The 21,143-nt window shown below is 31.5% G+C and carries 25 protein-coding genes and 1 riboswitch; of the genes, 17 read left to right on the forward strand and 8 right to left on the reverse strand.

All coding sequences use genetic code 11. The features are described from left to right. Positions 1-5 precede the first annotated feature (5 nt). Positions 6-587, forward strand: coding sequence for a Crp/Fnr family transcriptional regulator (locus tag ACU4C5_RS12770; RefSeq protein ID WP_446844597.1), 582 nt, complete (start codon positions 6-8; stop codon positions 585-587). 82 nt (positions 588-669) lie between these two features. Further along, complete coding sequence (locus tag ACU4C5_RS12775) at positions 670-1,386, forward strand: 3-ketoacyl-ACP reductase (protein ID WP_446844598.1); 717 nt, start codon at positions 670-672, stop codon at positions 1,384-1,386. A 146-nt stretch (positions 1,387-1,532) separates the two neighbouring features. Here the strand turns inward: ACU4C5_RS12775 and ACU4C5_RS12780 are convergent, their stop codons facing one another. From ACU4C5_RS12780 to ACU4C5_RS12810, 7 genes are all read right to left on the reverse strand, one after another. After that, a complete protein-coding gene (locus ACU4C5_RS12780; protein WP_446846456.1) occupies positions 1,533-2,210 on the reverse strand; it encodes a type 1 glutamine amidotransferase domain-containing protein in 678 nt (225 codons plus the stop codon). A gap of 139 nt (positions 2,211-2,349) precedes the next feature. Then, on the reverse strand, positions 2,350-3,510 hold the full coding sequence (locus ACU4C5_RS12785; RefSeq protein ID WP_446844599.1) for an iron-containing alcohol dehydrogenase: 1,161 nt from the start codon (positions 3,508-3,510) through the stop codon (positions 2,350-2,352). Positions 3,511-3,529: 19 nt separating this feature from the next. Further along, on the reverse strand, positions 3,530-4,528 hold the full coding sequence (locus ACU4C5_RS12790) for an NADP-dependent oxidoreductase (protein ID WP_446846457.1): 999 nt from the start codon (positions 4,526-4,528) through the stop codon (positions 3,530-3,532). 10 nt (positions 4,529-4,538) lie between these two features. Further along, complete coding sequence (locus ACU4C5_RS12795) at positions 4,539-5,171, reverse strand: NAD(P)H-dependent oxidoreductase (protein WP_446844600.1); 633 nt, start codon at positions 5,169-5,171, stop codon at positions 4,539-4,541. A 10-nt stretch (positions 5,172-5,181) separates the two neighbouring features. After that, positions 5,182-5,847 (reverse strand): NAD(P)H-binding protein, encoded by a 666-nt coding sequence (locus tag ACU4C5_RS12800; protein WP_446844601.1) that lies wholly within the window; start codon positions 5,845-5,847, stop codon positions 5,182-5,184. Position 5,848: 1 nt separating this feature from the next. Continuing rightward, entirely contained in the window at positions 5,849-6,433 is a 585-nt protein-coding gene (locus tag ACU4C5_RS12805) for a TetR/AcrR family transcriptional regulator (protein ID WP_446844602.1), read from the reverse strand. A gap of 105 nt (positions 6,434-6,538) precedes the next feature. After that, entirely contained in the window at positions 6,539-7,840 is a 1,302-nt protein-coding gene (locus tag ACU4C5_RS12810) for a Na+/H+ antiporter NhaC family protein (RefSeq protein ID WP_446844603.1), read from the reverse strand. Positions 7,841-7,887: 47 nt separating this feature from the next. Further along, positions 7,888-7,984: riboswitch (SAM-I-IV-variant riboswitch) on the reverse strand. Positions 7,985-8,105: 121 nt separating this feature from the next. On the opposite strand from ACU4C5_RS12810, the gene ACU4C5_RS12815 reads away from it, so the two are divergent. The 5 genes from ACU4C5_RS12815 (at position 8,106) to ACU4C5_RS12835 (ending at position 12,223) form a co-directional block, all read left to right on the forward strand. Beyond that, entirely contained in the window at positions 8,106-8,591 is a 486-nt protein-coding gene (locus ACU4C5_RS12815) for an Mpo1 family 2-hydroxy fatty acid dioxygenase (protein WP_446844604.1), read from the forward strand. Between the two features lie 88 nt (positions 8,592-8,679). Next, the gene (locus ACU4C5_RS12820) at positions 8,680-8,871 is read left to right on the forward strand and encodes a cold-shock protein (RefSeq protein WP_446844605.1); all 192 of its coding nucleotides are present in this window, start codon (positions 8,680-8,682) and stop codon (positions 8,869-8,871) included. Between the two features lie 126 nt (positions 8,872-8,997). After that, on the forward strand, positions 8,998-10,350 hold the full coding sequence (locus ACU4C5_RS12825) for a DEAD/DEAH box helicase (protein ID WP_446844606.1): 1,353 nt from the start codon (positions 8,998-9,000) through the stop codon (positions 10,348-10,350). Positions 10,351-10,364: 14 nt separating this feature from the next. Beyond that, entirely contained in the window at positions 10,365-11,675 is a 1,311-nt protein-coding gene (locus ACU4C5_RS12830) for a DEAD/DEAH box helicase (protein WP_446844607.1), read from the forward strand. Positions 11,676-11,773: 98 nt separating this feature from the next. Further along, positions 11,774-12,223: a KTSC domain-containing protein gene (locus tag ACU4C5_RS12835; RefSeq protein ID WP_446844608.1), complete on the forward strand. Its 450-nt coding sequence runs from the start codon at positions 11,774-11,776 to the stop codon at positions 12,221-12,223. Between the two features lie 44 nt (positions 12,224-12,267). On the opposite strand, the gene ACU4C5_RS12840 is transcribed toward ACU4C5_RS12835, so the two are convergent. Further along, positions 12,268-12,540, reverse strand: a complete 273-nt coding sequence (locus ACU4C5_RS12840; protein ID WP_446844609.1) for a helix-turn-helix domain-containing protein — start codon at positions 12,538-12,540, stop codon at positions 12,268-12,270. Positions 12,541-12,965: 425 nt separating this feature from the next. Here ACU4C5_RS12840 and nfsB point away from each other — a divergent pair, with 425 nt between their 5' ends. From nfsB to ACU4C5_RS12890, 10 genes are all read left to right on the forward strand, one after another. Further along, positions 12,966-13,631 carry an oxygen-insensitive NAD(P)H nitroreductase gene (gene nfsB / locus ACU4C5_RS12845; protein WP_446844610.1) on the forward strand — a complete coding sequence of 222 codons (666 nt, stop codon included), beginning with the start codon at positions 12,966-12,968 and terminating at the stop codon, positions 13,629-13,631. A gap of 20 nt (positions 13,632-13,651) precedes the next feature. Then, the gene (locus ACU4C5_RS12850; protein WP_446844611.1) at positions 13,652-14,659 is read left to right on the forward strand and encodes a zinc-binding alcohol dehydrogenase family protein; all 1,008 of its coding nucleotides are present in this window, start codon (positions 13,652-13,654) and stop codon (positions 14,657-14,659) included. Between the two features lie 164 nt (positions 14,660-14,823). After that, positions 14,824-15,300, forward strand: coding sequence for a cupin domain-containing protein (locus ACU4C5_RS12855; RefSeq protein ID WP_446844612.1), 477 nt, complete (start codon positions 14,824-14,826; stop codon positions 15,298-15,300). Between the two features lie 451 nt (positions 15,301-15,751). After that, complete coding sequence (locus ACU4C5_RS12860; RefSeq protein WP_446844613.1) at positions 15,752-16,375, forward strand: MarC family protein; 624 nt, start codon at positions 15,752-15,754, stop codon at positions 16,373-16,375. Between the two features lie 18 nt (positions 16,376-16,393). Beyond that, entirely contained in the window at positions 16,394-17,275 is an 882-nt protein-coding gene (locus ACU4C5_RS12865; protein ID WP_446844614.1) for a helix-turn-helix domain-containing protein, read from the forward strand. Between the two features lie 232 nt (positions 17,276-17,507). After that, the gene (locus tag ACU4C5_RS12870; RefSeq protein ID WP_446844615.1) at positions 17,508-17,705 is read left to right on the forward strand and encodes a hypothetical protein; all 198 of its coding nucleotides are present in this window, start codon (positions 17,508-17,510) and stop codon (positions 17,703-17,705) included. A gap of 4 nt (positions 17,706-17,709) precedes the next feature. Further along, positions 17,710-18,087, forward strand: a complete 378-nt coding sequence (locus ACU4C5_RS12875; protein WP_446844616.1) for a nuclear transport factor 2 family protein — start codon at positions 17,710-17,712, stop codon at positions 18,085-18,087. A gap of 90 nt (positions 18,088-18,177) precedes the next feature. Then, on the forward strand, positions 18,178-18,912 hold the full coding sequence (locus tag ACU4C5_RS12880; protein ID WP_446844617.1) for a flavodoxin family protein: 735 nt from the start codon (positions 18,178-18,180) through the stop codon (positions 18,910-18,912). Between the two features lie 133 nt (positions 18,913-19,045). Then, positions 19,046-20,194, forward strand: a complete 1,149-nt coding sequence (egtB, locus tag ACU4C5_RS12885; protein ID WP_446844618.1) for an ergothioneine biosynthesis protein EgtB — start codon at positions 19,046-19,048, stop codon at positions 20,192-20,194. Beyond that, positions 20,195-21,142 carry an L-histidine N(alpha)-methyltransferase gene (locus tag ACU4C5_RS12890; protein WP_446844619.1) on the forward strand — a complete coding sequence of 316 codons (948 nt, stop codon included), beginning with the start codon at positions 20,195-20,197 and terminating at the stop codon, positions 21,140-21,142. Position 21,143: the final 1 nt, after the last annotated feature.

Here is a 21,143-nt window from a genome sequence, read left to right on the forward strand (position 1 = left end):
TTTTTATGTATTCTGAAATTATTTCACATGTAAATCATCATATTTCGCTTACACAAGACGAGACTGATTTTTTTACACGTGTTTTACAACAGAAAACAGTTACAAAAGGGGAGATGCTTATTCAACCAGAACAGATAATTACTCAAGAATACTTTGTGATTAAAGGCTGTTTAAAAGGTTATTATTTGGATGACTCCGGAAAAAAACATATCATTCAATTTGCTATTGAAAACTGGTGGATTGGCGACTTTGAAGCTTTCTACAAAAAAACACCATCAAAATTATACGTTGAAGCTATTGAAGACGCAACTTTATTAACGATTAGTTTTGAAGATCTTCAAGATGTATTTAACGAAATTCCTAAGTTTGAACGTTATTTCAGAATATTAATTACCAACGGATTAATTGCAATGCGACAACGCGTGCTTTCTTCCTTAGAAAAAAATACTAAAACACGTTATATCGAATTTTGCGAGACTTATCCTACTATCGAGAAACGTATTGCCAACTACGACATAGCAAATTATCTTGGTGTTTCTCCAGAAAGTTTAAGTAGAATTAGAGCAAGTTCAATTAAAACAACATAAAATTAACATAGGTCAATTAATTTTAATGTGATATGTTTTAAATTTGCTAAACACATTTTAAACGATCATAAAAACACATATAATGGAATCATTAAAAGGAAAAAATGCTCTTGTTACTGGAGCAGGAAAAGGTATTGGTAAAGAAGTTGCAATTGCATTAGCAAAAGAAGGCGCTAATGTAGTATTAGTAGCTAGAACTGCAACAGATTTAGAAAACGTAGCTGAAACTTTAAAACCATACGGTGTTAAAACTTTAGTGGTTACTGCTGATGTATCATCTATTGAAAGCGTAAACGCTGCTGCTAAAACAGTATTTGAATCTTTTGAAACTATTGATATTCTTGTAAATAATGCAGGAATTGGGAAGTTTGGTAAATTCATGGAATTAGAGCCAGAAGTTTGGGAAAACATTATTAAAGTAAACCTTATGGGAACTTATTATGTAACGCGAGCTTTCTTACCTAAAATGGTAGCTCAAAATGCTGGAGATATTATTAATATTTCTTCTACAGCAGGATTAAAAGGTAATGCAATGACAAGTGCTTATAGTGCTTCAAAATTTGCAGTATTAGGTCTTACAGAATCTTTAATGCAAGAAGTTAGAAAAAATAATATTAGAGTTACAGCATTAACACCAAGTACAATTGCTACAGATATGGCGATTGATTTAAAACTTACTGATGGAAATCCTGAACGTGTTATGCAAGCTGAAGATTTAGCTGAATTAGTAATTGTTCAATTGAAATTAAACAGAAGAGTTTTTATTAAAGAGTCTAGTATCTGGTCAACAAACCCATAATTATTAGATATCTTTTATATAGAAAAAGCGCTACAGATGTAGCGCTTTTTTTATGTGCTACATTTAAATATTAAAAACAAAAAACCTGCAAACATAAGTTTACAGGTTTTAATACTAATAAATATAATCAATAAGGGAGAGGGTAATTATTTTAAAGCGTCTAATAGTTTTTCTGCAACTAATTCTGACGATGCTGGATTTTGACCTGTAATTAAGTTTCCATCTTGCACTGCGTAAGCTGCCCAATTATCACCATTAGAATAAAATGCGCCATTTTCAATCAGCATATCTTCTAATAATAAAGGTACAACTTCAGTTAATCCAACTGCAGCTTCTTCTTCATTTGAAAAACCAGTAACTTTTTTACCTTTTACTAAAGCAGTTCCGTCTTCATTTTTAACATCTTTTAATACTGCTGGTGCATGACAAACAAATGCAATAGGTTTTTCTTGACGATCAAATTTCTCAATTAAAGCTACTGAGTTTTTATCGTTAGTTAAATCCCATAATGGTCCGTGACCACCTGGATAAAATACAGCATCAAAATCATCAGGATTCATATCTGCCAATATTTTTGTGTTTGCTATCTTTTCTTTTGCAAGAGCATCTGCATTAAAACGATCTGTTGCTTCTGTAGCGGCATCTGGCGCGTCACTACTTGGGTCAATTGGTGCTGCACCACCTTTTGGTGTTGCAATAGTAATAGTTGCACCTTTATCTAATAAGGTATAATATGGGCTAGCAAATTCTTCAACCCAAAATCCTGTTTTTTTTCCGGTATCTCCTAATTGATCGTGAGACGTTAAGACAAATAATATATTCATGTTCTTTTCTTTTTTTAATGTGGTTTCTTCATCTAAATTATCTTCAGATGATGTCTCTTTTACTTTTGAATTACAACTAACAACAGTTATAACTGTAAAGATTAGAGCAAATATTTTTAATGTTTTCAATAGTTAAATATTAGTAAGCCATTTTTACAATTTTCTCTACTTTTTCTGGTGTTAAATTTTGGTGTTCACCTAAACCTAACCAACCACGATCTGTAAAACGCTTTGCTATTTCTTCGGCAGTTCCTTCATAATCTTTAGTATAATCAGATAATTTAGTATCGATCCCTAATTCATGGAAAAACTCAACTGTTTTTTCAATAGCAGCATAAGCTTTGTCGTCTGTATTTCCTTCAGTTATATTCCAAACACGTTCACCGTATTGTGCTAATTTTTCTTTCTTAGCTTCAAAATTAAACTTGTAGTGACTTGGTGCAATTACAGCCAAAGTACGAGCATGATCAATACCAAATAAAGCAGTTAATTCATGACCCATAGCGTGTACAGCCCAATCTCCAGGGACTCCTTTTTGGATTAATCCGTTTAATGCCATTGTACAACTCCACATGAAATTTGCTGCAGCATTATAATCTGTAGGATCTTTTAATACTTTTGGAGCCACTTCAATAATAGTTTGTAAAATGCTTTCAGCAAAACGATCTTGCAATAAAGCACCAACTGAATAGGTCATATATTGCTCTAAAACATGTGTAAAAGCATCTGTTAATCCGTTTGCTAATTGGCGTTGCGGAATAGAACTAATCACCTGAGGATCTAGTATTGAAAACTCAGGAAATAAACCAGGACCGCCCATGGCTAATTTTTCTTTGGTTTCTTTTCTAGTAATTACTGCACCTGAATTCATTTCAGAACCTGTTGCTGGTGAGGTTAATACGGTTCCAAAAGGCATCCCTTTTTCCGTTCTAATATTTTGGGTTAAAATATCCCAAGGTGTTTCGCCGTTATAAACAGCTGCAGCCGATAAAAACTTAGTTCCATCAATTACAGATCCACCACCAACAGCTAATAAATAAGTGATTTTTTCGTCTTTAATTACTTTTAAAGCATCCATTAAAACCGAATATTCCGGATTTGCAGGAATACCGCCAAACTCTACAACATTAACTTTTGCTAAAGCTGTTTTTACTTGGTCGTAAATTCCGTTTTTCTTAATACTTCCTCCACCATAAAGTAATAATACTTTGGCATCTTGAGGGATTTCACTTTCTAATTTTTCGATAGAATCTTTTCCAAATATAATTTTGGTCGGATTTTTTAATTCAAAATTGTTCATATTCTTTTTCTTTAATTATTTATAATTTAACGATCATTTTACCTTTGTTTTTACCTTCAAATAAGTCGATAAAAGCATTTGGTATATTATCAAAACCTTCTACAATTGTTTCTGTATAAGTTAATTTTTCTTCGGCTAACCAAGTTGCTAATTGTTGAATTGCTTCAGGGAATTTTTTAGCATAATTAGATACAATAAAACCTTGCATTAAGGCGCTGTTTTTTACTAAAAATGGCTGTACACTAACTCCTGTTGGTATTTCGGTACTATTGTACATAGAAATTGCACCACAAATAATAATTCTTGCAAAATGATTAATATTGAATAGTACAGCATCTGAAATTGGCCCACCAACATTATCAAAATAAATATCTACACCATTTGGCGCTAATGCTTTTATATCTGCATTAATATCTTTACTAGTGTTATAATTGATTCCTGCATCAAAACCAAATTTAGATTTTAGCATGTCTATTTTCTCATCCGTTCCAGCAATTCCAATCACACGTAAACCTAATATTTTAGCGATTTGCCCAACAACAGATCCAACAGCTCCAGCAGCTCCAGAAACCACAATAGTTTCTCCTGCTTTTGGTTTTCCTATTTCATTTAATCCCAAATAGGCCGTTAATCCTGTCATTCCTAACACGCCTAAATATGCGCTTAATGGTGCTTTTGTACCATCTACTTTGGTAAGACCTTCACCATTTGATATTTCTTGTGTTTTCCAACTTAATAATCCAGAAACAAAGTCTCCTTCTTTAAAATTGCTGTTTTTTGTAGCGGTAACTTTTGCTACAACACCCGACTGTACAGGTTCATTAAGCTGAAAAGGAGGGACGTAAGATTTTGCATCACTCATTCTTCCTCTTAAATATGGATCTACAGAAACATAAGTTGCTTCAAGTAGAATTTCTCCATCTTTAAGTGTTAATGATTTGTCTTCAGTTATAAATTCAAAATTAGAAAGTGTTGGCTTTCCTTCTGGTCTGTTGTTTAATAAAATAGTCTTTGTCATCATCTTTTCCTTATTCAATTACGGTTACTAATTCTTCCATAGGTTTTCTCACTTTTACTAAGTTTACTAACCAATCTGCATCTTCTTTTCGGTATCCTAATGGTAATAAAACAGCACTACGCAATCCTTTTTCACGTAATCCTAAAATTTCATCTACGGCATCTGGCTCAAAACCTTCAATTGGCGTTGCATCTACACCTTCAAAAGCTGCGGCAGTAACTGCGTTAGCAAAAGCGATATAAGCTTGCTTTGCTGCGTGATTAAAGTTTTCTTCGGCATCTTTTTGAGGATAAGAACTCAATAACATTTGTCGGTAATTTTCCCAACCTTCATTTTTAAATCCACGAATATCATTAGTTAAATCGAACATGTGGTTAATACGATCTGCCGTATAAGTGTCCCAAGCGGCAAAAACGAGTAGGTGAGAACAGTCTGTAATCATAGATTGGTTCCATGCTACCGGTCTTATTTTCTCTTTAATATCTTGATTTTTGATTACAAAAATCTCAAAAGGTTGTAATCCACTAGAAGTTGGTGCTAAACGAGCAGCTTCAAGAATATTTTGTATTTTTTCTTCTGATACTTTTTCGCCATTCATTGCTTTAGCTGCGTATCTCCAGTTTAATTTATCTAATAATTCCATAGTATTTTTTTTAGTTGTTATGTGCTATTTTTTCTATTTCGTCTGAAGGAATAATAACATCCTTCTGTTGTGTTTGATTTGCTAAATTCAGCATTGCTTCAGCTATATATTCTGCTGAAATACTTTTATATTTTTTCAGTTTACCTATAAATAAAGGTTGAATCACTTTAAATATGGTTAATCCAATTCTCTCTAATACACGTTGCTCTTTTCGTTCGCCAGCAATTAAAGAAGGTCTTAATATATAAATGTTTTTAATATGTTGCTGCAACACATCATGTTCCATTTCACCTTTTGTTTTATTATAAAACACCGAACTGTTTTTATTTGCTCCCATTGCTGAAATCACTAAAAAGGTGTTTATGTTATTCGTCTTAGCCAGTTTAGCTGCAGCTACCGGAATCCCATAATCTATTTGCTTGTAAAACGTTTTATTAGGTGTCTTTTTTGCTGTTGTACCAATGCAACAATATATTTCGTCGCCTTTAAAGTCTTGAGTAAACTGATCTAATTCTAAAAGGTTACCTATATATTGAGTCACTTTATTTGGTAAACCATATATTTTCTTTCGAGAAAATAATTTGATATGCTCGTAACGATGATCTTCAATTAATTTTTGAAGAAGATAATTACCAGTTAACCCAGTTGCTCCTAATATAATTGCTGTTTTCTTCATCTTATTTGCACACTTTTATACTGTTCCAAGCCGATTGATATGCTTCTTCAATATGTGTTTTATTTAATGTAAAAGCACCACGTTTTTGAGTCATCATTAAAAAGGATAACGGGTTTATAGCGTAAGCATATAGTATATATTCGGATAATGGTTTTATAATTCCCTCTGCTTTTCCTCTAGTCCAAAGGTCGAGTAGGGGTTGTAAATGTTTAATACCTTCTTGTCTGCTTTCTTCATCAATCATTGGCGTGTTATCACATTGTGCTAAAAACATAGCGTTTTCACATTCTTTAAGTTTAAAGTCTGCAATACGTTTCCAAATCAATTCAAAACCAGTTTCAATAGGCATATTTTCCTTGTAAGTTTCAAAAGCATATTGGGTGTATTTTTCTTTAACTTCTACATACGTTTTATTTACTAAATCTTGTTTGTTTTCAAAATACAAGTAAATAGTAGCAGGAGATACATTAGCCATTTTAGCAATCTTGCTCATAGGCGTTGCATGAAAACCATTATTATTTACCAACTCGATAGTTGCTTTAATTAATGCGTTTCTTTTCTCTATACTTTTTTGAAGTTTTGCCATTGTCTTATTATTCTAATACAAAGATATAATAAAAATGAACGTTCATTCTCTTTTTAACAAATATTTAATTTTTCATTTATTTAAGTAGAAGAAATAAATATGAATTTATCCTTTCTGAAAGGGTTTAAAGCTAATAAATAATAAGGTATAAATGGAAAGTGATAATAAATACCAAGTATTAGTAACCAAATCTAAATAATCTATTTTTCCGTTAGAAAAACTTAAAATCATTAAAACTTGTGCACCATAGGGTAGAAGTCCTTGAGTAATACACGCAAAAATATCTAATATAGAAGCGGTGTTTTTATGATCTAATTGGTAATCGTCATTTATAGTTTTAGCTATTGGACCCGCAATAATAATTGAAACCGTATTATTAGCAATCGCCATATTAATGGTGCTAACTAAAGCCGCAATACCAAATTGCGCAGACTTTTTACTTTTAATAAGGGTTTTAATTTTTATTAATATAAAATCAATCCCTCCATTTTTTTCAACCAAAGCAGCTAATCCACCTGTAAGCAGAGATAGTAAGAAGATTTCTGTCATGTTAGTAAATCCTATGTATGCAATTTTAGAAGATTCTAAAAGCGTAAAATCACCATATATAATTCCTAATATTCCTGCCGATATTACCCCTAAAAGTAATGTAATAAAAACATTGACACCTAATACAGACAATAGAATAACTAGAATATAAGGTAGAATTTTTAGAATAGAATAAGTGTAAACCACGTCTTGCGAGGCTACGTCTTTTAGTCCGAACCCTTGAAAAATCAAAATTATAATTGTAAATAATGCTGCTGGAACCGCAATTTTAATATTCTGTTTAAATTTATCGCTCATTTTACAACCTAAAGACTGTGTTGCTGCAATTGTAGTATCTGAAATAACTGACAAATTATCACCAAACATACTTCCGCCTAATAAGGCGCCACTTAATATCGCTAAATCTACACTACTTTTATCAGCAATAGCAACTATAATAGGCGCTAAAGCGACAATAGCTCCAACCGAAGTTCCTGTAGAAATTGATAGAAAACTAGCAATAATAAAGATGTCTAAATAGATATATTGTATTGCTATCACATCTAACCCTAAATTAACAATAGCATCTACACTACCTGTTGCTTTTGTAATAGCAGCAAATGCGCCAGCTAATAAATAGATAAGACACATGGTTAGTATTTTATCGTCTCCACAACCTTTTAAAAGAGTATTAATTTTTGAGTTTATCGATTGTTTAAACATTAAAAATGCCACAATAATTCCTACAATAACTGCAATAGGAGCGGGTAATGCATAAAAATCATTTTTATAAACACCTACACCTAAAAATGTAAATACAAATACAAATAGTGGTATTAATGCTGAGAATTTTGGTGTGATTGTTTTCAATTTTGCCATTATATCTTTATTTAAAAAAAGGAAATAGCATTTAAGTAAGAGAAGTATGAATTAACATTTTTTCCAAACTAATTGGCTTATCTATTTAGCACCTTGCTTGTTAATGCAGGTTGCTATCTCCTTTCGAGATTCTTGATAATTAATTTTAAGAGCACAAATGTAATTAATTATATATGTATAAATCTTAAAAAAAGTTTAATTTATGTTTAGCTATGCATTAATAAAACGTAATTTGTAAACCAATAACAGGTAATTAGCAACATAAATGAGAGTAATAGATTCCTTATTAAAAGAATACGCAGAAAGTCATCAAACAAAATTAAATGTCATGATACATTATATATGTGTGCCATTGATATTTTTTAGTCTTATTGGTTTATTAGCAAGTATTCCTGTTCCAAAAATGGTAATAGCTCTTTTTCCTACAGCTATAGCGGGATTTATCCACTATGGCAGCTTGGTAATTATATTAGGTTTGTTTTATTACCTCCGTTTATCTAAAGTGTTATTTGTGGCAATGTTTATTTTTTCAGTAATCGTTTTATATGGAGTTCATCTAATAAGTCAGATAAACATGTCACCTTTATGGTTAAGCATGACAATTATTTTTGTCGTGTCATGGATTGGTCAGTTTATCGGACACAACCATGAAGGAAAAAAACCATCGTTCATAAAAGACTTACAGTTCTTAATGATAGGTCCTGCATGGACAATGAGCCATTTATTTGAAGCTTTGAAAATTAAATTCTAAATAAATCACAGTTAATATGCATGACATTCTTTTTTTGGCACGCATATTGCATTATCAAAAGTATTATTAAATAATTAAATATATTACAATGAGTAAAGGAACAGTAAAATTCTTCAACGACACTAAAGGTTTTGGATTCATCACTGAAGAAGGTTCAGACAAAGAACATTTTGTACACATTTCTGGATTAATTGACGAAGTTCGCGAAGGTGACGAAGTTGAATTCGATCTACAAGAAGGAAAAAAAGGTTTAAATGCAGTAAACGTAAAAGTTTTATAACATATACATCTATTTTTAGTAAAAGCTCATCAATTAATTTTGATGGGCTTTTTTTATGGTTTAATACTTAACTATAACACCGTAAAACCAACAAAACTCTATTATCTTTGCACAAAATTATAACTTATGTCAAAACAGTTCTCTGCGTTAGGGATTAAACCATCACTATTATCAAGTTTAGCGACTTTACAAATTTCTGAACCTACAATTATTCAGGATAAAGTAATTCCTATTATTCTTAATGAAACCAATGATGTTGTAGCATTAGCAAAAACTGGAACCGGTAAAACTGCCGCTTTTGGATTGCCTTTATTGCAATTAGTAGATATTGAAAATAGCAATATTCAAACTTTAATCTTAGCACCAACAAGAGAACTTGGACAACAAATTTGCGCCAATTTAGAAGCGTTTTCTTCTCATGATGAAACTTTGCAAATTGTAGGTTTATTTGGGGGAACACCTATAAAACCACAATTAGAACGTTTAAAAAACACAACACATGTTGTAGTTGCTACTCCGGGACGTTTAGCAGATATTATGGAACGCAACGGTATCAACTTAAAACATGTGAAATATGTTGTTTTAGATGAAGCTGATGAAATGATTACAGCACACAAAGAAGGTGTTGAAACTATTTTAAAAGCCTTACCAGAACAACGCCGTACACTTTTATTTACAGCAACAATGATAGGTAGTATCAAGCAATTGGTACAAAACTATTTATCAAAAAACGTTAGAACTTACGAAGCTGACATGGCCACAACAGGTCATCAAGGTATTTCTCACCAATATGTAGTTGTAGAGCCTATTGAAAAACTTGAAGTTTTAATGCATTTCTTAAATTCAAAAGAAGGCGAACGCGGTATAATTTTCTGTAAAACTAAAGCTGCAGTTAATAAATTAGCTAAAAACCTAGCCATCAATAAATTCTCATCAGGAGCTATCCACGGAAGTTTATCTCAAGGAATACGTGATCGTATTATGGGGCAATTTAGAGAAGGTTATATTGATATTTTAGTTGCCACAGATTTGGCAGCTCGTGGAATTGACGTTAAGGAAATTACTTACGTAGTTAATTACCATTTACCTGATACTTATGATGCTTATGTACACCGAAGCGGACGTACAGCTAGAGCAGGAGCAGAGGGGTTAGCACTAAGCATTATTCAAGATGATGAAATTGAAGATATTCCTGAATTTGAAGAAGAATTAAGTATTTCTTTCACCAAATTTGAAAAAGCAGATGCTAAAAGCATTGAAGAAAATAACGGATTACTTTGGGCGCGTAAAATATTTAAAACGAAACCTAATCGTGAGATTCCTGAAGATTTTAAAGCTAAGGTGAAAAATATTTTTCATCATTTAACAAAAGAGGAATTGGTAGATAAAATTTTATCAAATTATATTGCCGAAAACAAAACTATTGTCGAAAAACCAGTTGACAGTAAACCAAAAAAGAAGAAAAAACACCAAGCATAATCTCACGTAAACTAATGGCAAAACCAATAAAAGGACAGCAGGAGATTTTAAATAAATTAAATATCACCGCGCTAAATGACATGCAAGAAGAAGCGCATTTAGCAATTACTAATGCCGATAATACAATTGTGTTATCTCCTACAGGAACAGGAAAAACTGTCGCATTTTTATTACCTACAATGGCTACTCTAGACAGAGCTATTGAAGAAGTGCAACTACTTATTATTGTACCATCAAGAGAATTAGCAATACAAATTGAACAAGTAATTCGCGAAATGGGATCTGGTTTTAAAGCTAATGCCGTTTATGGAGGTCGCCCTTTTTCAAAAGATAAAATAGAATTAGCACATGCTCCAGCTATTTTAATTGGAACTCCAGGACGGGTTTCAGATCATTTACGTCGCGAAACTTGCAGTACTGCACATATAAAAACCTTAGTATTAGATGAGTTTGACAAATCTTTAGAGATAGGTTTTGAAGAACAAATGCGTGATATTATTGATCATTTACCACATATAGAAAAGCGCGTATTAACATCGGCAACTCAAGATATGAAAATCCCTGAGTTTGTAGGGTTACAAAACGAGTTGGTTATTGATTATTTACACACCAAAAAGTCTCAATTAGAGATAAAAAAGGTGATTTCTCCATCAAAAAACAAACTTCAAACTTTAGTAGATTTACTACACACTATAGGAAACAAACCCGGGATTATTTTCTGTAATTTTAAAGATACCATCCAGTTTGTGAGTAATTTTCTTAATGAAAACAACATTGCTCATGGTTGTTTTTATGGTGGATTAGAACAAATAGAACGTGAACGTGCTTTAATAAAATTTAGAAATGGAACACATCAAATTATTGTCGCTACAGATTTAGCAGCAAGAGGATTAGATATTCCGGAATTAAACTACATTATTCATTTTCAATTACCTTTAAAAGCTGAAGAGTTTACCCATAGAAATGGTAGAACAGCACGTATGAATACCCAAGGAACAGCCTATGTTCTTAAATGGGAAGAAGAAAATTTACCTGAATTTATAAATACTAATCATATTGAAAAATTAGACGGAAAACCAACCAGAATAAGGTCTCAATGGAGCACTTTATTTATTTCGGGAGGCAGAAAGGATAAAATTTCAAAAGGAGATATTGCAGGATTATTCTTTAAACAAGGCGGATTAAATAAAGACGAATTGGGTGTTATTGAATTAAAACAAGATTGTGCATTTGTTGCAGTACCTAAAAACAAAGCAGATATACTTGTAGAACTCACTAATAATACGCGTTTAAAAAAGAAGAAAGTCCGCATTACTTTAGCTTAAAACTGAAACAACAATAAATTAATATTAAATTTTAAAAAAGATGGTTATCCATTTAATTTTAAGATGTACTTTTGCGCCAGCAAAAAAAAGCAATTATAATGAAGCGTATTACCGAATACAAGAAACTCTTTGGAATAGAAAAAGAGATAGAGCTTAAACCTCTAAAAAAGAGCTATCGTAATTTAGCCAAAGAATGGCATCCAGATAAATTTCAAGAAGGCGACGCTTTATTTGAAGAAGCTGAAGAAAAAAGTCGTAAAATCATTGATGGTTACCACTTTTTAGTAAGTATTGCTCCAGAAACTATTGAAGCGAATCTTCCTGAATACACGGAAACTATTAATAAATCTGGTATTGCAGATTTTGTACATAAAGGATTGCTTTTAGAAATTACATTTCTTGATGGAGCAACTTATGAGTACTTTGGTGTTACTAAACAAGTTTACATTAAAATGATAAATAGTGATAAAATTAACCGTTTTGCAAAACGTGCAATTTACCCTAAATATACATACAGAAAATCTAAGCGTATTTCTGAAAATGCTTAAAATAAAAAAAACCACTTAATTAATTAAGTGGTTTTTTTTATTAATTACGTTATACATGCTGAGCGTTTAAGTAAAATATATTCTCCTTCGTTTTTAAACTCCCTAATAGTCTTTCCAACATAACGTTTAAAAGTTTTTGAGAGATAACTAGCATCTGTAAACCCTAAATCTTTCGCTATATCAGTAAGTGTAAAATCTGAATTTAACAATCTAATTAACACCTCCAGAATACTTGTCATTAAACTTCTAATGAAGCGTGTTGATGTTTTACTATGATTTTGATTTTCTTGAAGAATGATAGCTATTAAGCTATCCAAGTGCTTTCTGTCTTATTATTTTTAATAATATCACCAGGTAGTAAATATAAGAAGCCTCTTTAAACGACTCATTCCTGTCAATTGAAACTCCATATACAGTCTTAAAAAATAAATCTGTAAATTTCAAAAAAATAAATTTTGTAGGCTTATAGATTGTGAATGAATGACATTTTAAAGCAGAGAGTAAAAACACGCTTCCTGACAAATAAGGGGATTGATTATGTGTCCCTTCACCATTTAAAATTAAAACAAGTTCAAACAGGACGCTGTTTCCATTCTGCTAATTCTATTTCTTGCACATCAATTTGGGTTGATTTTCTATTTATTTTTGTACTATCATTTATGACCGTTATTGCGAGGTTTTAATACTATACTTACTTTTGTCACTATAAAAATGATAGTTAATTTTTAAAAAACATAAAAAGATGAATTTACACGACACATTAAACTGGAGATACACTACGAAGGAATACGACACCACCAAGAAAATATCTGATGCAGATATGGCTGAAGTCAAAAATTTATTACGAATGAGTCCTTCAAGTATCAACCTGCAACCTTGGCATTTTATTATTGCTGAGACTACAGAAGGTAAAGCACGTATGACAAAAGGAACTCAAGGCTTTTTTCATTTTAATGAACCAAAAATAACAAATGCATCAGCAGTAGTATTGTTTTGTTCAAAAACGAGTGAAGGTGCAGATGATACTTTTTTTAAACACCTTTTAGAAGTACAGGATAAAGACGGAAGATTTCCTAATGAAGACATTAAAAACGGAATGTACGGAGGAATGAACGCTTTTGGTGACATTCATAAATATGATTTAAAAGACTATCAACATTGGATGGAAAAGCAAGTATATCTTAACATTGGTAACTTTTTATTAGGAGTTGCAAGTTTAGGTATCGATGCTACGCCAATGGAAGGTATTGATGTAAAAGCCTTAGATGAAGAATTTGGATTAAGAGCAAAAGGATTTACCTCTTTAGTAGTTGTTTCTTTAGGATATAGAGCAGCATCTGATTTTAATTCGACGGACAAAACACCAAAATCTAGATTACCACAAAGTGAAATTATCACTGTAATATAATTGCAAAAATTTTAATTTAGATGAAAGTAATAGGATACAAAGAGAATTTACCAATAGACAATGTAAATTCACTACAAGACATAGAAATAGCGACTCCAAAAGCAACAGGAAGAGATATTTTGGTTGAAATTAAAGCCATATCGGTAAATCCAGCAGATTACAAAGTACGTGCCAATATACCTGTACAAGGTGACGATTGGAAAATTATAGGTTGGGATGCTACCGGAATTGTAACTGCAATTGGTGACGACGTTACCCTTTTTAAGGAAGGTGATGAAGTTTGGTATGCTGGCGATTTTACACGTCAGGGTAGTTATGCGCAATATCAGGTGGTAGATGAACGTATTGTTGGGAAAAAACCAACAAGTTTATCGTATGCAGAAGCTGCCGCGTTGCCATTAACATCTCTTACTGCTTACGAAATGTTATTTGATAGATTAGAGGTTTCTAAAGACGATGCCAATAAATCTATTTTAATAATAGGAGCAGCTGGTGGCGTTGGTTCTATAATGGTACAATTAGCCAAAAAGCTAACAAAACTGAACATTATTGCTACTGCTTCTCGCGAAGAAACTACCGATTGGTTAAAAGAATTAGGTGCAGATACGGTTATCAACCACAGAAATAAATTGAGTGAAGAGTTTGAAAAATATAACCTTCCTGCTCCAGAATATGTTGTGAGTTTAAATGCTACGGAACAACATGTAGATGAAATTGTAAAGCTGATTAAACCACAAGGGAAATTCGGATTTATTGATGATCCAAAAGTGATGAATGTGATGCCTTTTAAAGGGAAAGCAGTGTCTACACACATTGAGTTAATGTTTACGCGTGCTATGTTTCAAACAGAAGATATGATTGAGCAACACAACATTTTAAACAAAGTTTCTGAATTAATAGACAACGGAACAATTAGAACCACTTTAGGCGAAAACTTCGGAACTATAAATGCCGAAAACCTTAGAAAAGCACACGCTTTTTTAGAAACTGGTAAAGCAAAAGGTAAAATTGTTTTAGAAGGATTTTAAACCCAATGGGTTAGATAATTAAGTGCAAATTGTCACTTCGAGTGTTTTTATTGGAATAGAATGAAAATAAAAATGTATCGAGAAGCACAACACTTAGAATGGTTCTCGGTACAAAATTCTGAAAATGAATTTCACTTGAACTTAAAAAATATATAAATAGAAAAATGAATTTCAAATCAATTATAGTAGCAGTGGCTGTAACCGCATTATTTGCAAGCAATACGGCAAATGCACAAGTAAACACTATAGATTCTTTAGCAACATCAAAAGTGCAACATTTCAATTTTGATGATATGGCATCGGAAACTATTGGAAAAGGAATTAAAAGAAAGTGGTTTCACGGTGAAAAAGGGCAAATGACTATTTTTAATTTAGAGAAAGATGCGCATATTCCTTGGCATAAACATCCAAATGAACAGATTACTTACATCATGTCTGGTAAAGTAAAAATCAAGACTATTATTGATGGTAAAGAAACATTTGTAGAAGTTGGAGCAGGAGAAGTGATTGTTTTTCCTGAAAATGTACCACACGAGTTTTGGGCTTTAGAAGAAACGATAGATTTAGATGTGCACGTTCCTGTGCGTGAAGATTGGTTATCTAAAGAGTTGCCAGACTATTTAAAGAAGACAGAAAAATAGCATTAGCACGTCACTTTGTGATTTTAGCCAAAGATCATAGTGTAAAAACAATGGTACAAGTTAAAAATATGGTTTGGCCAGATGGTGTGAGTTGCAACCACGTTGATGGGTTTATGTATATCTCTGCAGCGCAGGTAAACAGAGGAGCTCTTTTAATAATGACAAAGATCAATCCACAAAACCTTTCTATATTTTCAGGCTTAAACCTCTTGTAGAAGGAGTTTTATTTAGATAATTTTAGTATAAAGAAGTCACAATATAATGTGGCTTCTTTGTTTTAAAACAGTGTGTATTATCCTGAAAATAAATCTATTTCATTAACTTTTTTTCAAAAGAGCGCACATAAAAGTAGTGATTTTATAAGATAAATAATTATTTTTAAAAATAACTCATAATAACTTTGGTAATACAGTAGAGATTCAATTTCTTGCAAGATTAAATTTTACAATACATGGATAACCTAATAACTTTTTCTATCACTGTTTTTACAGGATTTTTCGCAATGACTAATCCTATTTCAAACATGACATTTTTCTTGTCTTTAACACAAGGAATGGATAAAAAAGAAAAACGAAGCGTCAATAAGAGAGCAAATATCATTGCTTTTATTATTGTAACGATATTTGTGCTTTTAGGTAAATATATATTCGAATTGTTTAATATTAGTATTCCAGCATTTAAAATTACGGGTGGAATATTAATCTTTTTTATAGGTTTTGAGATGCTTCAATCTAAAAAATCAAATGTGAAAAGTATAAAAAATATAGATGAAGACGAAGATATTGCTGTGTCACCATTAGCTATTCCTATTTTAGCAGGTCCAGGAACTATTGTAACCGCCATGAATTTTGTATCCAATGCGCAATCCATTCAAATATTTTTAGTAATTGCTATATTTGGCTTTATGAGTTTGCTAACTTTTTTTACTTTTAAATTAAGTGACGCTGTTGTTAAGCTAGTAGGGAATAACGTGATTTCTGTAATTGGAAAAATTATGGGTTTAATAATTGCAATTATAGGTACTGGTATGATTATACAAGGTATTAAAATTTCATTTAATTTATTTAATTCATAAACATATCCTTTATTAATAATGCCTAACGAAATTCCGTATATAGAATTCGATTCTAAAAAACCAGATAATAATGGTATAGAAATTATAAAAATCGAAGATTTATATGCGCGTAAGGACAATTCAGATGATCATCATCCTGAAAAAGCACATCACGTTTATTTTAATATGATTGTGATGTACACCGCTGGTGAAAGCAAACATTTAGTCGATTTTGTTTGGCATCCTGTAAAGAAAAACACGATCATACATGTTTCTAAAGGTCAGATTAACGCCTTTCAGTTTACGCCAGAATTAAAAGGTTACATCTTATTATTTACGGAAGCGTATCTAAAAAAACAGATTAATACCTTACCAAAAAACGAAATAGACAGACTCTTTAACGCGCAATTATTTTCGCCAATTATTCATGTCCCAATAGATTCTAATGTTGAGAAATATATGAGATTGTTTGATGAAGAATATTCTAACTCTCAAGAAAGCTACAATCAAGACAATACGTATAACGCACTGCATACCATTATATTTTCAAAACTAGAACGCTTAAAGCAATATCAAACAATTCATTTAAAACGATCGGATAAATTAAATAGTTTTTTAAGTTTTAAATCGCTTTTAGAAATGCATTTTAATACTAGCAGAAATGCAGATTTTTATGCCAAAAAGCTAAACATCACTTACAAACACTTAAATAATATTTGTAAAGATATGGTTGACGCTACAGCAAAGCAATTTATTGATGCTTTTGTGGTTTTGGAAGCTAAACGTTTTCTTATAAATTCAGAAATAAAAAGTACAGAATTAGCTTATTCTTTAGGATTTGAAGAGCCTACTAATTTTGTAAAATACTTTAAGAAACATACCGGATTTACCCCAAATCAATTCAAAAAACAATATGATTAAGTTTTTAAGGTTCGATATATACCATTATTATTCTCATATTAATCTTTAGCTTACAACTGATCATGCATAACTTTGTAACTATAACTAATGCAATGTATGCGTTAATTTTAAAATTAATGTAGTATTACTATTATGTTGGTTAATAGCAGAAGAGGTTACCATTGGTAGCCTTTTCATTTTATGAATAAAAAATAAACTGTTATTTTAGAAAATAATTAATAAAAACAAAACCATGTCAGATATAAAACCATGCCCAACATGTGGAGCAAAAGCGAAGTATAAAGTAAGAGATACTGTTGAAACTTTTGATGCTGTTCAAGATGACGAAGTGTTTAAAAAAGTTAGCCAACTTAAAAAAGCAATGCAAAAGTTTAAGGAAAAAGCCGAAGCTTTAGAAAAAGAATTGGAAACTTTAAAAGCTAATAGCTAAACGAATGGACATAGCGGAAAATAAAAAAAATGCCATAGCTTTTTATAAAATGGCATATGAAGGCAACCCCACAAAGGCTGTATCGCTTTATGTTGGCAACCATTATAAACAACACAACCCTGTGGTTGCAGATGGAAAACAGGCATTTATAGATTATTTTGATCGTATGCATAAAGAATTTCCAGAAAAATCTATAGATTTTATAAGAAGCATTGCGGAAGGAGATCTAGTATCCTTACACACACATCAAACTTGGCCAGATAATGACCAATACGTCACTATGGATTTTTTTAGATTTGATAATAATGGGAAAATTGTAGAGCATTGGGATAGCATTCAGCAAATACCAAAAACTTCAAAAAATAATAACACCATGTATTAAGTACTATCCCTTTTAAGGCAATATTTTATTCTTTTGAGTTATTATGTATTATTTTTTTAAAATAACTTAGATGCTTACAAAGCATAAAATATGAAAAAAGCAAACTTTAGTAATTTAAGCGTAGTATACATTAATTGTACCTTAAAAAAATCTCCTGAAACTAGCCATACGAAAACCTTGATGAATGTTTCTAAAGAAATCATGTTGAAGGAAAAAGTTAAGGTTGACGAAATTCGTTTTATAGATCATAAGGTTGCGAGTGGTGTTTATCCTGATATGACAGAGTATGGATGGGAAACAGACGAATGGCCATCTTTATTTAAAAGAATCATGGAAGCCGATATACTTATTATTGGAACTCCAATTTGGCTAGGAGAAAAATCTTCTGAAGCTCAAAAACTAATCGAGAGATTGTATTCCATGAGTGGTAAAACAAATAAAAAAGGACAATATATTTTTTACGGTAAGGTTGGAGGTTGCGTTGTTACAGGGAATGAGGATGGTGTAAAACATTGTGCTATGGGAATTTTGTATTCACTACAACATGTAGGATATTCTATTCCGCCTCAAGCAGATTCTGGGTGGATTGGAGAAGTTGGACCAGGACCTAGCTATGGAGATAAAAAATGGCAAGACAAGAAGTTAGACAATCCTATTGGTTTTAATAGCGATTTCACAAATAGAAATACAACATTTATGACTTATAACTTGCTTCATTTAGCATCAATGTTAAAAGCGAATAATGGATATTCTAATTATGGAAATTCTCGAGAGGAATGGGATTCTGGTAAGCGTTGGGATTTTGAAAATCCTGAATACAGATAAAAACGGAAAGAGATTATACATAAAGACAAGGGGAAAAGTAATTTACTCCATTTTATTTTGTAATTTTTATGCCAAAATGAGACAAATTATAATATACGGTTAGCGTAAAATAGGCGCAAAGATTAATCAAAATATGAATATTAATAAAATATATCAACAAACAAGACAGGTAACTATTGATTTTTGTAGTCATTTAAAAATCGAAGATTATTCCATTCAAGTGGCATCCTTTGCTAGTCCAGCAAAATGGCATTTGGCACATACTACTTGGTTTTTTGAAACCTTTATTTTGAAACAATACGTAAAAGATTATGTGGCGTTTGATACTAATTTCAACTTTCTATTTAATAGTTATTACAATAATGTAGGAAGTAGAATATTGCAAACCAATAGAGGCAATATGTCCCGTCCCAGTACAGATGAAATCTTTGCATATAGAGCGTATGTAGATACTAAAATGCAAGATTTCTTAAAGAATGTTTCCGATAAAAAAATATTAGATTTAGTAATATTAGGCCTAAACCATGAGCAACAACATCAAGAATTATTAATTACAGATGTAAAATATATGCTTGGTCATAATCCTATTTTTCCGGTGTATCATGAAGATGCTAATCTTATAAAAGATAACAATCAGACTACGGAAAGTGTTAAAATTAAAGCTGGTTTATATAAAATAGGTCATCAAGGAGATGATTTTTGTTATGATAATGAATTAGGAGTGCATCAAGTATATGTGGATGATTTCGAAATAAATAATCATTTAGTGACCAATGGGGACTATTTAGAATTTATGCAATCTGGAGCCTATTCCAATTTTAATCTTTGGTTAGACGATGGTTGGTCTTGGGTAAGTAAAAACCAGATAAATGCACCAATGTATTGGCATGAAATAGAAGGTAAATGGCATAATCACACCTTAGCAGGATTGCAAAAAATAGATGAAAATGCTATTTTAAGTCATATTAACTTTTACGAAGCTAATGCGTATGCCGAATGGAAAGGTATGCGTTTACCTACAGAATTTGAATGGGAAATAGCTTCTCAAAAATTTGATTGGGGAAAACGTTGGGAATGGACAAACAGTGCGTATTTACCATATCCTAATTTTGAAAAAGAAAATGGAGCTGTAGGTGAGTACAACGGGAAATTTATGAGTAACAAAATGGTATTGCGAGGCGCTTCTGTGGCAACGTCCAAAAATCACAGCAGAACAACATACCGCAATTTTTTTAACCCAACAGAAAGGTGGCAATTCACCGGAATTAGATTAGTAAAATAGATGATTGATACATTTAAAAAAGAAGTAAAACAAGGCTTAGATAATAGCCCTAAAACACTTCCCTCAAAATATTTTTATAACAAAATTGGTGACGCCCTTTTTGTAGAAATAATGAATCTTCCTGAATATTATTTAACACGCAGTGAGTTAGATATATTTCAGAATAAAACCCAAGAGTTAATTGATGCACTTAAGTTAAAACCTGAATCTTATTTTGAACTTATTGAGTTAGGAGCAGGGGATGGTTTAAAAACTAAAAAACTTCTAAACGCATTAGATGTACAACAGTTTAGTTTTGATTATTTTCCAATTGATATTTCTGAAAATGCATTGAGTTTATTAAAAGAAGATTTATCTAAAGCATTACCAAAGGTCTCTGTAAAAATACAACAAGGTGATTATTTTGAAGTATTAGCGTCATTAAAAGCAAGTAATAAGCCTAAGGTTATTTTGTTTTTAGGATCTAACATTGGAAACATGAACGATGAAAAAGCCTCACAATTTATCTGTAATTTGGCGGCTAATCTAAAACCTGGTGACAAATTATTATTAGGTGTAGATTTAATAAAATCTAAAAAAATTGTGCTTCCTGCTTATAATGATAAGCAAGGAATTACTGCCAAATTCAATCTAAATCTATTAGAACGTATCAACAATGAATTAGGAGGTAACTTTAATCTAAATCAATTTAAACACCAACCAGAATACAATGAAGACGAAGGTATTGCTAAAAGTTTTATAGTCAGTACAAAAAAACAAACAGTTACTATAAATACTATTGGAACGTCTTATAATTTTGAAGCTGAAGAAAAAATACACACTGAAATTTCAAGAAAATACAACGATCCTTTAATTGAAAAACTTATTACCAATACAGACTTTACATTAGATACTAAAATACTAGATAGTAAAGCTTATTTTGCAGACTACATCTTAACAAGACATTAAA

The organism is Lacinutrix undariae (genome assembly GCF_052934785.1).